We start from the raw sequence: 13,991 nt of genomic DNA on the forward strand, positions 1-13,991 counted from the left end.
GCCTTCTGGTCGCTATAGCCCCCGACGCATCGTAACTACCTTTATGCAAGAACGTCGAGAAACTTCCACCTTCGACCATTCCCATGGTTGGCGATAGGGATTACGCCAGGTTGTTCTCCGCGAAGACCGATGCTCCCTTGTACCGCAACGTCTTGATCTGCCACACCCACGTCGCCTGAACACAGCCGACCAAGTCCTCGAAATGCGTCGACATTGCCGCCGCGAGCTCGGAATCAGTCGCCCCCATGCGATCGCATCGTTCAGCGGCGGCCGCACCTACTGTTCGAAATTCCACGAGCTTCGCACGCACGATCTCGGCGGCGTGCCGCACGGCATCCTCCAGCATCCACCCCGGATGGTTCAACATGACCACGGGGATCAGGTTGAAATCCGCCAAATCGACGATGCACTCCTTCTCGAAGGAGAACACGTCGTTCATCAACGCACCGATCTCCACGGCCAAGACCCGCATACGGCGGAGGTCGCCGGCAAGACCGGCGTTCCGAATCCGACCCCAGGGCAGGTAGTCGTCTCGACCGAATTCACACAGCGCGATCGCCGGATACATGCCCGAGACCTGGGCTCGGAGATCGATGTACTCCGCGACCCCGAGCAGTCCCCCTCGCGCACGTGCGTTCTGATCCCGAATCGCGGGCCGTAGGTGTGCGATGGTGACGGCGATGAAACGGTCGAGCCAAGCAGGTTCCGCGAGGTCGGACAGCATCGCGAGAAACGACGACGTCGATATCTCCAACTCGGTCGGGTCCACTGGCGCCGACCGAGTTCGCAGTAGCTCACACAGCCGGTCTATGGCCACCCATGCCAGTGCCTGCGCGGCGCCGTCCAAGTGCCCGAACTTCTCCCGGCCGACAGTGTCGTTGAGCCAGAACAGGATTGCGTTGTAGAGACCGATAATCGTCATCCGCTCGGCACTTATCGCCCCGGGATGCAGGTAGGGCGTCATGCTGTTGTAGTGCTCGCCGCCGGGCTCGAGCCAGATCCCGTGCGCGCGGCAAAACCGTTCGACTTCGGCACATGCCTCCTGACCGAACCGGTTCGGCCGGAAATCGCGGCAATAGTCGACGATGTCCCAGTCGGGTGTACTGAACAACGCGCGCAGCGACCACCGCTGCCCCGCGCGCAGCAACCCCTCGTGCTGCAAACGCATGTTCGCGATCTCCCGCTCGAGCGCCGACGTGTACTCACTGCCCACAACGACTCCCTCCCGCGGTGACCACGTCCCTTGAATTGTCATTCACATGACGCGAGCAGCACAGCCCAATCCGCGAAAACCCAGGACATCGATATCTATCTGCCTTGGTGCACTGGGCATTTGGCGCCGACGACGCCGAAACATCCACACCGGCACCATCTCCTGACCCCTAGCCGACGCCGAACTCCCTGTCACGGCGAAGCGTCCGACAGCGCGGATCTCCGCGGGTTTTCGTCCCGTCACGGCGGTTCCGATACCCGGCGTTCGCAAATCGGCGTCAGCGATTGAAACCGGAACAAGGACCGACAACGCCTCTGGTGCGCGACACGGCCGATCACTGAAGACCGCCGGAGGTGGCGGCGGCCATTTCACCCGGCGGTGGCGGGCGGGGTTGCGACCCGAGGAGTTGCCCTAACCGAGGTCTATCACCGAGTCGGCGGGTCGACCGCCCGAGCTCGATGCGATCCGGCTCCGTCGGCGTGCAGGGTCAGCAGCAGATGATCGAAGCTGGTCCGCAGCGAGGCCGGGCCACCACCCATGGCGAGAATTTCGGAGACCAGCAGCTGTGCCAGCGTCCGCAGCTTTGTGTTGGTTTCCTGGGAGCGCCATTGCAGTACCCCGAACGCCTGCTCGGCATTGATGCCGTAGACGAACATCAGCACGCCCTTGGCCTGTTCGATCACCGCCCGCGATTCGACGAGTCCGGGCAATGTGGCGTCGAGGATCTGTTGCCGGTTCTCCTCGAAGGCGTCGGACACGTCGACGAAGTAGCCGCTGGTACCCACGACCACGTTCCGATCATCGAGCATCCGGTCGGCGACGACAATGACGTGGTGGGTATGGCCGGACGTGTCGATGACCCGATGGCGTCCACAGAAGGGCTCGCCGGTCTGCACGGTGATCGCGATGGACTGCGCCACCCACTCGTGGTCATCGGGGTGTCGATGCGACAGCAGCAGCTCCGTGCTCGGCTGCGTGCCGTCGGCGGCATAGCCGTAGATGGCGGCGACTTCGTCCGACCATTCCCACCTCTGCTCGGCGAACCAGAAGCGGAAAGTACCGACACTCTGCGGCTTGCCGGCCACGACACGCTCGATCGCGTCAGCGTTTCTCAGTGCGAGATGATCCATTCCCGTCACCTATCGGTTATCCATCGCCAGCAGCACGAATCAGCGCGTGAACGCAGTGAAGGTTACGTATCTAGCAAACATTCCGCATACTAGATTAGAACCCTACTACCTGCTGCAATGATCAAAGCGACCGCCGAATCGAACCATGGGCAATTTTGTCGCACTGGGCGATGTGCCAAGCGACCGGCCTCCCCACCCAGCCGCGCTTGCGAGGCGGATGTCGGAGTATCCAAGACCCGGAGATCTGCGAGCAACACCGATCGCCTGGAGCGTTCGGGCACCGACTCGGACGTCCCGCGCATCGGCACCGAGAATGCAGGCCGCACGCTACCGACCGCGCATTCCACCGACCAGGTGATTCGAGTCGAACATGCAGGGCCATGAGCGATCCCGCAGAACCCGCGGCCGGTCGTTCCGAAGGCGCCCGCCGAAATCGCGCGGCCGTGACCATCATCTTCGCCCGAAATACTGACCATAACGTGGATCACTGGAGGTAGTCTCTGATGCGGAGACCACACCTCCGTAGCAGATTTCGGCACGTTCGTATGGTCTTCCATAGCCGAACGCCACACCGCGTTCTATCCAGTGCGCAGACCGAAAGGGTTGTTCTGATGGCAGGCAAGCGCACCGTCCTGACCGTCCGGTTACGACGTCTCGCGGCGATGCTGCAGGAGATGCGCGAACAGGCCCAGCTCAGCAAGGAAGAGGTCAGTTCCCAGACCGGGATCAACGTCACCACGCTGTATCGGATCGAGACCGCGCAGGCCCGTCCGCAGCGCCGCACCCTCATGGCGATGCTCGATCTGTACCGCATCGGCGGCCAGCAGCGCGAGGATGCGCTCGAGCTGCTGTCGGACGCGTTGAAGCCCGGCATGTCGCGCGCATACGAGGGCAGCGTGTCGGAGGTGTACGCGGCGTACATCAACTTCGAGTCCGAGGCGCTCTCGGCCCGCCATTACCAGACTTCCATCGTCCCGGGGCTTTTGCAGACCTACCAGTACGCGACGGCGGTGATCGACACCTCGATGCCGAAGCTGGAGGCGTCGGTCATGGAGAGCAGGGCGAAGGCCAGGATGGACCGCGCCGCCAACCTCTCCAAGGAGGACCCGCTCGAGCTCTGGGTGGTCATGGATGAGGCCGCGATCCGCCGTACGATCGGCGGGCCTGCGGTGATGCGCGGCCAGCTCGACCGGCTGCTACTGGAGATCAAGCGCAAGAATGTGATTCTGCAGATCCTGCCGTTCGACGCGGGCGCCCATCCCGGCATGACAGGCTCATTCACAATGCTGGACTTCCACGATCCGGCCGACCCCGAGCTGGTCTATGTAGAGGGCATCGGGCGCGACGAGCTGATCGAGGGACACAACGAAATCCGCCGCTTCGGCGTGATCTTCGACCAGTTGCGCGCCATGGCACTGAGCCCACGCGACTCGGCGGCCATGATCATCGACGCCGCTACGCGGATGGGTTAGGCCCGGCCCGCTCTTCGGTATCCGCTCGCCGCGGGCACCGCGAACAACGCCATGGCGCCCGAAGACCCTGCGCGGAACGAGTCGGAGATCCCGTAGAAGACCACCCCGCTCTGGTGAAGACATCGATCGAGCGGCGGGTTCGGTTCATCCCACGCGACTATTCCGCCGCGAGATGGGTACCCCCGGCTCAGCTGCCTGGGGAGGTACACCCATGTCCGATCTCACTGGGGGTTCCGGTCCGGAACTGAACCGTGTGATGGGCCCGGGCTTGCTGTTGCTGTTCGTCGTCGGCGACATTCTCGGCACCGGCATCTACGCGCTCACCGGCAAGGTGGCCAACGAGGTCGGCGGCGCGGTGTGGGTGCCGTTTCTGGTCGCGTTCCTGGTCGCGCTCATCACCGGCATGAGCTACCTCGAACTGGTCACCAAGTACCCGCACGCCGCGGGAGCCGCCCTGTATACGCACAAGGCGTTCGGCATCCAGTTCCTCACCTTCATGGTCGCGTTCGCGGTGATGAGCTCCGGGATCACCTCAGCATCGACCGCCTCGCGGGCCTTCGCGGCGAACTTCGCCGAGGCCTTCGATCTGGATATCGGCACAGGAGCCGCCGTCACGGTGACCGCCTTGGTGTTCATCGCGGCGGTGGCGGCGATCAACCTGCGCGGGGTCAGTGAAAGTGTGAAGCTCAACGTGCTGCTCACCTGCGTGGAGCTGACCGGACTGCTGATCGTCATCGCGATCGGCTGCTGGGCGTTGGGGGTCGGCGACGGCGACTTCGGGCGCATCGTCGAGTTCGACACCGGTGAGCGGACCGCGGTCGGCGGCGTCGTCGTCGCCACGACCCTCGCGTTCTACGCGATGGTCGGCTTCGAGGATTCGGTGAATATGGCCGAGGAGTGCAAGGAACCGAGCCGGATCTTCCCGAAAGTGCTGTTCGTCGGGCTGGCCATCACCGGGCTCGGCTACGTTCTCGTGTCGATCAGCGCGATCGCGCTCGTTCCCGCCGAACAGCTCGGCCAGGGCGACACCCCACTGCTGAAGGTGGTCGAGATCGGCGCACCCGCCTTCCCGACATACATCTTCGCCTACATCACCATGTTCGCCGTCGCGAACTCGGCACTGATCAATATGCTGATGGCCAGCCGCCTGATGTATGGCATGGCCAGGCAGGGTGTGCTCCCGCGGCCGTTCGGCCGGGTGCACGAGACGCGCAGAACACCGTACATCGCCATCGTTTTCACCACTTTGCTCGCGCTCGGCCTGATCGTGTTCGTCGGCGAGGTGCCCGAACTCGGCGGGACCACGGCGCTGCTGCTGCTCGCCGTGTTCACCGTGGTGAATATCGCCGTGCTGGTGCTGCGCCGAGATCATGTGACGCACGAGCACTTCCACACGCCGACAGCGCTGCCGGTACTCGGCGCACTCACCTGTGGATTTCTGGTGACGCCGTTCACCGACCGCAATATCGAGCAGTACGTCATCGCGGGTGTCCTGCTGGCCATCGGGATCGCACTGTGTGGCGTGAACTACCTGGCCATCCGCTCGATGCGCGCGCAGCCGCTCGCCACCGAACCACCGGCGAAGTAATGGATCACGTTATTCCCCAGCGAATCAGGCGCAGACGGTTTGTCCGGATCAGCAGATGACTAGTCGCTGACCGATGGGTAAGGTGGGCGCCGATGACCAGCATGGAAGCCCGTTTCGGGGACGCGACCCGGACGGTGCCCCTCCCCAACCCGTGGAACGTGACCGCGTATCTCGCCGCGGTGGCCGCGCACCGCGGACGCTCGATCAGCCTGCACCCCGTTCCCACAACGATGCTGGCCGATACGGGGTGCGGCGGAGGAGGTCTGTGGGTAGCGCGTAAACACGACGACATCATCGTGTACGACGCCGACGCGACAGGCCGCAACGCGGACCACATGATCCTGCACGAAATCGGGCACATGCTGCTCGGTCACGGCAAAGACGGGGAGCGCAGCGGTCCCCTGCCGCCCTCGCTGGCCGTCATCCTGCCGTCGATCTCACCGCACTCGATCGAACATGTTCTCGGCCGCAGCGAATTCGGGACCGACCGCGAGCGGGAAGCCGAGGTGTTCGCCGACATGACCATGGTGTACGCCACGCTGCCGCGGCGGCGAACTCGTTCGTTCCGGCTTTTCGGGCGAGGCAGATAACTACCAGCGGTCGTAGCGCCCCTCGGGTAGTCGCCGGGCTCCGGCGAGGAGGTCATCGATCAAATCCTGGTAACCGTCGCCCAATTCGTCGATCTGGATCCACGCGTCGTAGAAGACCGCTTCGGGCGCGTACCCGAGGACGACGAACGCCTGGGTCGTGAGCATGGCCAGTCGGTCCACCATCCTTCCCACGGTCTCGGAATGTTCGGGCGCGCGGGAATCCGGAATCGGGGTGGCCAGCGTGACCCAGCGGTCGATGCCACGCGCCAGTTGTAGTCGCCGCCGGTCGAGCTTGCCGGACCGGATGGCCGGGGTGTGCTCGCGGACTTGGTGTAGCTGGGCCAGTTCCCCCGCCACCTCCAGCATGGGGTGATCCAGGTGCGGCAGGCCGCGGAATGCCGCCAGCAGCAGTTCTTTTCCGGGTATCGCCCGGTCGTCGGCCGTTTGTGTCACTGCAGCGCTCCCATCCCGACCGGGGCGCGCGATCCGGTCGCGCGTCCGCCGGTCGCGTCCTCGACGCCCCGTCTCGCCGGTGTCCCGGCACCTCCCATACCAGCCACACCAGCCAAGCGTGACCGAGACCGGCACGCAGCGCGTCGATTTCACCCAGTTCCGCGAATCCGACACGCCCATCGATCACAAAGCCGGTGTCCGCTCCACCACTGAAGTCATAGCAAACACCCAGTGACAGCACGATATCCCCCGAAGGGAAGCGATTTACTGGAACTATTCCCAGCCGAGCCGACACGCCAGCCAACGTTGGGTGAGTCGGGCAAACGACGCTTTGCGGTCGCGCAGGCGCGGCGACGCGGCGGCCCAGCTTCCGGCAGGCAGCCGCCGAACCGGCCGCCGATCGAAGCCGCGCCGCCACACCACGGCTGAACCCGCTCCGCTGATCCACGGACGCGATCTCCTCCATGATCCCGAGTCGAAACGCGAAGGAGCGCTTGGCGAACTCACCGCCGGCATCCGCACGTACCGGGTCTAATTGTTCGCGCGTTGGACGGAGCGTTGAACCAGGCCGCGAAGGCCGGGGAGCTGGATGGCGCGAAGCATCAGTTCGCCGGCCCAGACGTGAGCTCTGGTGGGCGGGGCGAAGCGGCTCATTCCCTTGCGGGCCAGTGCCTGTCGTTTGCGAACTTCGGGGCGCAGGGACGCTTCCCATTCGACCAGTGCCGTGCGGATGTCGCCGGTGTGGGCGGCCACGGCGGCGCCGAGCCGGTCGGCGCCGTCCAGAGCGAGGGCGGCGCCGTAGCCTGCGAATACGGTGACACACCAGGCCGCATCGCCGAGCAGAACGACTCGGCCATGGCTCCATCGGTCCATCACGACTTGGCTGACGGAATCGAAGTAGGCGGACGCGGAGTCGGCCTCGAGCTGGCGGAGCGCATCGGAGACGCCCCGGCCCAGATCTCCGAAGGCCGCGGTGAGCGCCGATACCGGCCCAAGAGTCGATTCGGCCTCCGGATCAGGGCTGCGGTAGGCGAAAAACGCCGAGGACCGGCCCGGCCCCAAGTTCATCACCGCCGCCGTGCGCCCAGGCCCGATAAACGTCGTGCCGACTCCCTCCGGTACCTGCTCGGGAACCTGCGCCAGCGGGAACGCTCCCACCATGTGCCCAAGGTTCACCAGGCAATCGGTCTCGGTATCGAATACGAGTTCGCGGATTCGGGAGTGCAAGCCGTCGGCGCCGACGAGGAGTTCGGCTTGTACGCAGGAGCCGTCGCTCAGCGTGATGTGGATCTCGTCGGCATTCTGGGTGATGGCCTGCACGGTGGTGTCGAAACGGATTGTGACGACATCGGCCACGGCGGCGTACAACACCGACTCCAAATCACCACGAAAGATGGTCAGCGCCCGATCGCCGACAGCGGCTTGCGCGATGGCAGCCGGCACCGTGAACTTCTCCCGACCATCTGCCCGGACCACAACCGAGGTGAAGAAGCCGATATCGCGCGGAGCCAGCGCCGACCGCAGCCCCAGCCGCTCCATGGCGTCGTATCCCGGTCCGTGCAGGTTCACCAGATAGCCACTGCTACGACGAGCCTGGGCACGCTCGACTACGAGCACTTCCCAGCCCTCCTGGTGAAGCCTCAGCGCGGCAGCTAGGCCGGCGATACCGGCGCCCACGACAACCACCCGCTTGACCTGCGTCTCGCCGAGGCGGTGCGCCGCATCCTCGATATCTGCCACTGTCACTCCTAGGTCTGTTCCGTATCAGCACAAGCTTCCTCGAGCGTCTACCGCCGCTCGCGTCAACTATTAGTTGACGATGCGACAATCGTCAACCTATCGTTGACGAATGGGTCCTCGGTTGCCTCTGGTTGGCGTCATCGACTCGATCGAGAGGTCGAGTCCCGGCAGCACTCTGAGGCGGGCGCCAGAGGCGGTGACGTTGCCGTGCACTACACGCAGCTGGCCGACCGACTGGTTGGTCACTTCGTAAGCAACACGCGGTGATCGGAGATCCGGGAGGTGGGACTATCTCGCCAAGGGGTTCTCACGTCGAGGCGATCGGGTTCGCCGCGTGTCGGCGAGGCGACGAGTGGCTTCGGCCAATGATTTCTCGGCGTCCGGGATCTGGTCGAGGGAGTTCGCCAGGGCAGCCCCCCGGTAGAGTGCGATGATCGAACGTGCAGTGTCGCGAGCGTCCTCTGCCGAGCGCTCCTCACCCCTCATCAGTCCATCGACCAGCGCTGATTCGACGTGCTGGTCGAACTCGCGCAGTGCCTGCGACATGCGCTGGGCGGCTGGTGCGGATTGGCGTGCGGCATACAGCCAGAACTCGACGAACAGCAGCAGTTGCTGGCGCCGTGCGCGGATCAGCGCGATCCATGCGGCCGCCGCTTCGTCCGCACCTATGGCCGCACTGCTGAGCCCACGGATCTCGCCCAGTCGCTGATCGAGGTAACGCTCGAACACCGACAGGAACGCTTCTTCCTTGCCGCCGAGCCGTTTATACAGTGCCCCGATCGACATCCCCGCCTCCTCGGCGATCTCGTCGACTGTGGCGGGTGCATAGCCGCGGCGAGCAAAGACCACCTCCGCGGCTTCCAGCAAGCGCAGCCGCGTTCGCTCGGCCTTTTCCGTCATGCACGCATCATAGCTGGACAGAAGTGAGCGCTCACTTTATTCTGCTCCAATGCGGATGGCCGCAATTCAACTGATGGCCGATGCGGCCACATTCCAGGAAGGGTGTGATCTGCGTGTTCACCTTCGAACTCGACACCGACGACCTGTTCGCCGAACGCACCACCCAATTCGTCGACGCATGGGGTATTCCCGCCGAGGTCGTCGCCCGCGCCCACGCCCGCATCCGTGACGCCTGGAGCGATCAGCCGGGCGGATGGACACCGGAGTGGGCAATCGAAGCCGAACAAGCAGAGGCGCAACGCAATTGGCTGCTGGCGGCGTTGTGCTGGGGAGCGGCGAAGTTCCCCGCCATCGCGACGCCCTCGCACGCGGAGGCCTACCAGCGACAGCTGGCCGCCTACGACAAAGCCGTGTCCAGCTTTCCCGTGGTGTTCGCACGCCACCTTCTAACCGTCGACAGTCCTGTCGGCCCGACAACTGTGGCGGCGCACGTTTTCCGGCGTCGCCGCCTACCGCGGCGCGGAACGATCTTCCTGTGCGGCGGAGTCGACACCTGGAAAGTCGAACTCCACCGTCCCGCCGTGCGCATCGCCCGAGCGACCGGCTTCACCGTTGTCGCACTGGACAACCCAGGAACCGGTGAGACCGCGGCGCCGACCGGCCCAGGAGCCGAGCAAATACTGGCCTCGACCATCGAAGTGATCGGCACGCTGGTCGGCGGTGGGCCGGTCGGGATGATCGGGGTGAGCTTCGCCGGCCTGTGGGCTGCCCAACTCGCTATCCAAGGGAATGTCGACGCCGCGATCACACTCGGCGGGCCCGTCGGCGCCGAACTGGTCGACGACCTGCGGGCCCTCCCCAACGGCATGCCCGGCATCCTCGCCCACGCGCTAGGCCTGGATCACATGCCGCCGCCGGAGGACCTCCGTGCCCTGCAGGAAGCGCTCTCCCTCGGCAGCCGTGGCCACCTCGATCGGGCGCCGGTCTCACCAGTGCTCGCTGTCAACGGCGAACACGACCAGTTCATCCCGCTCGCCGACACCACCGTGTTCGCCGACCTACCCGGCTGCCAAGCATGGGTGGTCCGCGACGCCACCCACTGCGCCGCCGAGAAGATCAACATCATCATGCCGGCAGCGTTGATGTGGATGGTTGCACAACTCACCAACCGCACCTCCGACCGACTGAAAGCGGCCGCGCTCGAGCCACTCGCCGCCCGCCTGCTGACAAACGAATATCTGCCACGCCTACACCGATAAACACGCGCGGTCACGCTCCTCCGACGCGGCCGAGAGCACCGGTCTCCCGCAGCCGCCGAAGGACTGCTTGCGCCCTTGTCAGCTCTCCGACCATCGGAGGCGCCGATGCCCTGCACCGGGGACCCGATCGGGTATCAAGCGTCCAACGGCGCGCGCGCAGAGGTGGGCGCGGCGGCAAAGTGACGCGGCGCCCACAACGGAGCCGCGCCGGAATCTCCGCGCGCACGCCCAGCCGCTCAGACGTTTATTTCTCGCCCGTCGAGGTAGTCCTGACCGCCGATATACGTGGTGTGGCCCGGATCGGCGGGGCTGGTGGTGGCCAAGGAGACAGCGGTAGCGAATTCCGTGACCGTCGGCAGGGTTCCGTGATCGCGCCGGGCCGTGACGGCGTCGGGGTTCCGGCGCTCCAGGAGTTGGACGATGATCGTGCCGTCGATCATGTCGCCGGAGACGACGTGCAGGGCAACTCCGCGGGCGATGAGTTCCGGGATCATAGCGCGCAGCACGTCCTCGCCCGCACGTTTGCTCGCGGCGATGGGCTCGTACTCGGCCGGGACCGGCTTGTGACCGTGGAAGTGCGCCTGATGGCTGGTCACGAAGACGATACGGGAGCCGAACGGCATGTGCGGCACTGCGAGTCGCACCAGTCGTTCCTGTGCGTCGCGGTTGAGCGCCATGGCGTAGTCGGGTCCGGCGTGCAACTCGAGCCCGCCGGAGGCGTTGAGCACCAGCACATCAAGGCGGCCGAACTCCTCGACGATCCCCGCGACGAGCGCACGGACGGAGTCGGCGTCGGAGATGTCGGCTCCCGCGATCGACGCACTGCCGCCCGCATGCCTGATCGAGTCGGCCAGAGCCTGGGCCCGCTTCGCTTTCTCGCGGTAGTTGACGACCACATGATCGCCACGCGCGGCCAGCACCCGCGCGGTCTCGGCGCCGATGCCGCGGGAGGCGCCCGTGATCAGAACGATTCGCTGTCCAGCTGCGTCCTCCACCGTCACCCTTTCGATCGCACCCGAGCTCCTGCTTCTATTTCAGAACTACTATGGTAGTTCTAAATGAGAAGCGCAAACGAGGCGAAGTCGCCCAGAGGCCGGGACGCGCCGACGCTGGCCGCGATGGATCTACTCGGTCAACGCTGGACGCTGCGCATCCTGTGGGAGCTGGAACCCGAACGCCTCGGTTTCCTCGAATTGCGCCGCCGCATGGACAACTGCTCGTCAAGCATGCTCTCGGTGCGGTTGCAGCACCTCCAATCCGCGGGCTTGATCACGAAGAATCCCGACAAGTCCTACGAATTGACCACCGCGGGAATCGAACTCGGCGCGGCACTGCAATCCGTCTGGGAATGGTCGCGGCGGTGGCGAGTGTCGCCGACCGATCCGCAGGCCGACTGAACGTGTGGTTTCCCACCCCGACGATCCGAAGTGCGGCCTGACCGTCCGGATGTTCGCCCCGCTGCTGCCGCCATGACCCAGCCGAGCCTGAACCGGCCGGGATCGCTCACGCTCGCTCGCCAGTGATCGATCCGTCAGTGACCAGGCGGATCGGCCGACAATTCCGAGCCATCCTGACCGGGCAGTCTCGGTGGCTGCCCGTCCGATTCTCGGCTACGGCCACTTCCGGAATCGGACCGGGCGAGCTGTCCGACGGTGTCGAGGTGCCGCAAGGCATGGGCGTAGGAAGTGACCAGCCCAGTCTGACAGTAGGGCAGCCCGAGGTCGGTGCAGAACTTCGCGACAATCGGCTGGGCTCGGCGCAAATTCGGCCTCGGCATGGATGGGAACAGGTGATGCTCGATCTGGTAGTTCAGGCCGCCCAGCGCCGTATCGACGACTCGACTGCCACGGACGTTACGCGACGTGAGCACTTGACGACGCAGGTAGTCGGTGTCGTCGTCGGCCGCCAGTACCGCCATTCCCTTATGGTTGGGCGCAAACGTGCAGCCCATGTAGAACCCGAACAGGCCCTGCTGTACAGCGACGAAGACCACCGCCTTGACTGGGGAAAGCATCGCGAACACCACGCAGAGGTACCCAGCGGCGTGTGCGATCAGCAGCACCGCCTCCCAGCCGCGCTGCGGAATCTCCCGCCGCACGATCGCCCGAACGCTCGAGTAGTGCAGGCTGCCCGCCTCCAGCAACAGCATAGGGAAGAACAGCCAGGCCTGATAGCGGAAAATCAGTCGGCGCAGACCCTGACCCGCTCGCGCTCGATCGCCGGAATGCGCCAGCACGCCCATGATGTCCGGGTCGGCGCCCTCGGTATTGGGGTGGGCGTGGTGCCGGTGATGATTGCTCGTCCACCAGCCGATGCTCACCCCGATGCCGAGGTTTCCGAAGAGTAATCCGAACAGGTAGTCGGCTCGCCGGGAACCGAAGATCTGCCGGTGCCCAGCATCATGGCCCAGAAAGGCCATTTGCGCGAAGACCACGGCAAGGAATGTGGCGGTAATGAGCTGCCACCACGAGTCGCCGCCCAGGATCACAGCTGTCCAACCGGCCGCCCACGCGACCGAAGTGGCCACGCTCTTCCATGCGTAGTACCGCAATCGCCGGTTCAGCAGACCCGCCTGCCGTACCTGCCGCAACAACACCGAATAGTCGCTGCGACGCTCGGTCCGCGCTGCTGATTTCCCTGGTGGCAGTATCTCGTTTCCGTCAAAAGGAGCACCGCTCTCGGCGGTAGCTGCCGTCATTTTCGTCTCCCGACCCTTCCGAGGTGTCACATCACCGGCGAATCGTTCCATCACCGCAGCCACCTACCGTCATGCCGACTGTTGCGCACACCGCGCTCTTCGTCCAGTGGGCCTGATCCGATCCCCTGTGCCGAGCTGAGATCAGGTCGAGGTACAGCGCGCTCGCTGCTGATGTCGAGTTGGCACGGTGTGCACACGGTGCCACAACGCCTTCGTCCTGTCTATCACGCATCGGTCCACCGAGTAGATCCCGATCGACGGCAGCGAAGAGTTGCTCGGTCGTGCGGGTGTTGATCCAGGTAGCCGCGACTTCGTAGCCGCGATCGAAAAGTTTCCCTGGAGTACGTGTCGGGGTCTGCGGAGCAGATCCATATGGCAGTTCACCAAAGATGGTGCGCTCCCGCAGTTTCTCGTCGTGAAAAGGTCGCGGGCGACGAGGAATCATGGGAAGTGAAGAATGGGCAAGCGGGAGGACAAGCCCACCGCGGCTGTAGTACGGCTCGGGGCTATAGAGGTCGAGCACAAGCGCGGTATGCGCTCTGACACTGGCCACCCACAGTCAGAACCACTGCCGCTGATTCCGACCTGCTCGACTACACCGCGGGCTCGACGGTCCATCCCAGGGGATCCCGGCCCATCCACAAGCGGACAAAACGCTATAAGGTCATCGATGCCGCGCTCGGCATGATCGAAACCGGCACCTACCGTGTTGCCGTCGCCGTCGCCGAACAACCCTGGTTGCCCAACGGCCCATCCCGTTCGACGTGGAGTGGGCACTTGATAACGACCTGCCGTGGGCTCCGAGCGAGCTGTCCGGCCTCTGGAGCCCCCGATGCACGATCCCGCTTCCCGGCCACGGAGGTACGGCAGCGACCACCGTAGTCGTGGCACCGAGGGACCTGCGGACGCCGCATCGATCACGCATCAAGAAGAAGGCGCACCGATGAC

The 13,991-nt window shown here is 64.9% G+C and carries 12 protein-coding genes and 1 pseudogene; 6 read left to right on the forward strand and 7 right to left on the reverse strand.

Features of this window, described 5'->3' with window-relative positions:
• Positions 1-100 precede the first annotated feature (100 nt).
• Positions 101-1,213 (reverse strand): terpene synthase family protein, encoded by a 1,113-nt coding sequence (locus tag OH799_RS13940; protein ID WP_406280282.1) that lies wholly within the window; start codon positions 1,211-1,213, stop codon positions 101-103.
• Between the two features lie 425 nt (positions 1,214-1,638).
• Positions 1,639-2,343, reverse strand: a complete 705-nt coding sequence (locus OH799_RS13945; protein WP_406280284.1) for a PAS and ANTAR domain-containing protein — start codon at positions 2,341-2,343, stop codon at positions 1,639-1,641.
• A 611-nt stretch (positions 2,344-2,954) separates the two neighbouring features.
• On the opposite strand from OH799_RS13945, the gene OH799_RS13950 reads away from it, so the two are divergent.
• The 3 genes from OH799_RS13950 to OH799_RS13960 all read left to right on the forward strand — a co-directional run bounded on the left by OH799_RS13950 (position 2,955) and on the right by OH799_RS13960 (position 5,993).
• The gene (locus tag OH799_RS13950) at positions 2,955-3,815 is read left to right on the forward strand and encodes a helix-turn-helix transcriptional regulator (protein ID WP_357270505.1); all 861 of its coding nucleotides are present in this window, start codon (positions 2,955-2,957) and stop codon (positions 3,813-3,815) included.
• A 211-nt stretch (positions 3,816-4,026) separates the two neighbouring features.
• Positions 4,027-5,403, forward strand: coding sequence for an APC family permease (locus OH799_RS13955; protein ID WP_406280287.1), 1,377 nt, complete (start codon positions 4,027-4,029; stop codon positions 5,401-5,403).
• 92 nt (positions 5,404-5,495) lie between these two features.
• The gene (locus OH799_RS13960; RefSeq protein WP_406280289.1) at positions 5,496-5,993 is read left to right on the forward strand and encodes a hypothetical protein; all 498 of its coding nucleotides are present in this window, start codon (positions 5,496-5,498) and stop codon (positions 5,991-5,993) included.
• Here the strand turns inward: OH799_RS13960 and OH799_RS13965 are convergent, their stop codons facing one another.
• The 3 genes from OH799_RS13965 to OH799_RS13975 all read right to left on the reverse strand — a co-directional run bounded on the left by OH799_RS13965 (position 5,994) and on the right by OH799_RS13975 (position 9,086).
• Positions 5,994-6,446, reverse strand: a complete 453-nt coding sequence (locus OH799_RS13965) for a hypothetical protein (protein ID WP_406280291.1) — start codon at positions 6,444-6,446, stop codon at positions 5,994-5,996.
• Between the two features lie 531 nt (positions 6,447-6,977).
• On the reverse strand, positions 6,978-8,186 hold the full coding sequence (locus OH799_RS13970) for an FAD-dependent oxidoreductase (RefSeq protein ID WP_406280293.1): 1,209 nt from the start codon (positions 8,184-8,186) through the stop codon (positions 6,978-6,980).
• A gap of 288 nt (positions 8,187-8,474) precedes the next feature.
• A complete protein-coding gene (locus tag OH799_RS13975) occupies positions 8,475-9,086 on the reverse strand; it encodes a TetR/AcrR family transcriptional regulator (protein ID WP_406280295.1) in 612 nt (203 codons plus the stop codon).
• Positions 9,087-9,199: 113 nt separating this feature from the next.
• Here OH799_RS13975 and OH799_RS13980 point away from each other — a divergent pair, with 113 nt between their 5' ends.
• The gene (locus OH799_RS13980; protein WP_406280297.1) at positions 9,200-10,345 is read left to right on the forward strand and encodes an alpha/beta fold hydrolase; all 1,146 of its coding nucleotides are present in this window, start codon (positions 9,200-9,202) and stop codon (positions 10,343-10,345) included.
• 236 nt (positions 10,346-10,581) lie between these two features.
• On the opposite strand, the gene OH799_RS13985 is transcribed toward OH799_RS13980, so the two are convergent.
• The gene (locus OH799_RS13985; protein WP_406280299.1) at positions 10,582-11,346 is read right to left on the reverse strand and encodes an SDR family oxidoreductase; all 765 of its coding nucleotides are present in this window, start codon (positions 11,344-11,346) and stop codon (positions 10,582-10,584) included.
• 57 nt (positions 11,347-11,403) lie between these two features.
• On the opposite strand from OH799_RS13985, the gene OH799_RS13990 reads away from it, so the two are divergent.
• Entirely contained in the window at positions 11,404-11,742 is a 339-nt protein-coding gene (locus OH799_RS13990) for a winged helix-turn-helix transcriptional regulator (protein WP_406280301.1), read from the forward strand.
• Between the two features lie 134 nt (positions 11,743-11,876).
• Here the strand turns inward: OH799_RS13990 and OH799_RS13995 are convergent, their stop codons facing one another.
• Positions 11,877-13,043 (reverse strand): fatty acid desaturase family protein, encoded by a 1,167-nt coding sequence (locus tag OH799_RS13995; RefSeq protein ID WP_406280303.1) that lies wholly within the window; start codon positions 13,041-13,043, stop codon positions 11,877-11,879.
• A gap of 627 nt (positions 13,044-13,670) precedes the next feature.
• On the opposite strand from OH799_RS13995, the pseudogene OH799_RS14000 reads away from it, so the two are divergent.
• Positions 13,671-13,990, forward strand: a pseudogene (locus tag OH799_RS14000) (DUF3556 domain-containing protein); the annotation flags it as partial.
• Between the last annotated feature and the right edge of the window lies 1 nt (position 13,991).

Origin of the sequence: Nocardia sp. NBC_00881, from assembly GCF_045207455.1 — a bacterium.
Classification (GTDB): domain Bacteria; phylum Actinomycetota; class Actinomycetes; order Mycobacteriales; family Mycobacteriaceae; genus Nocardia.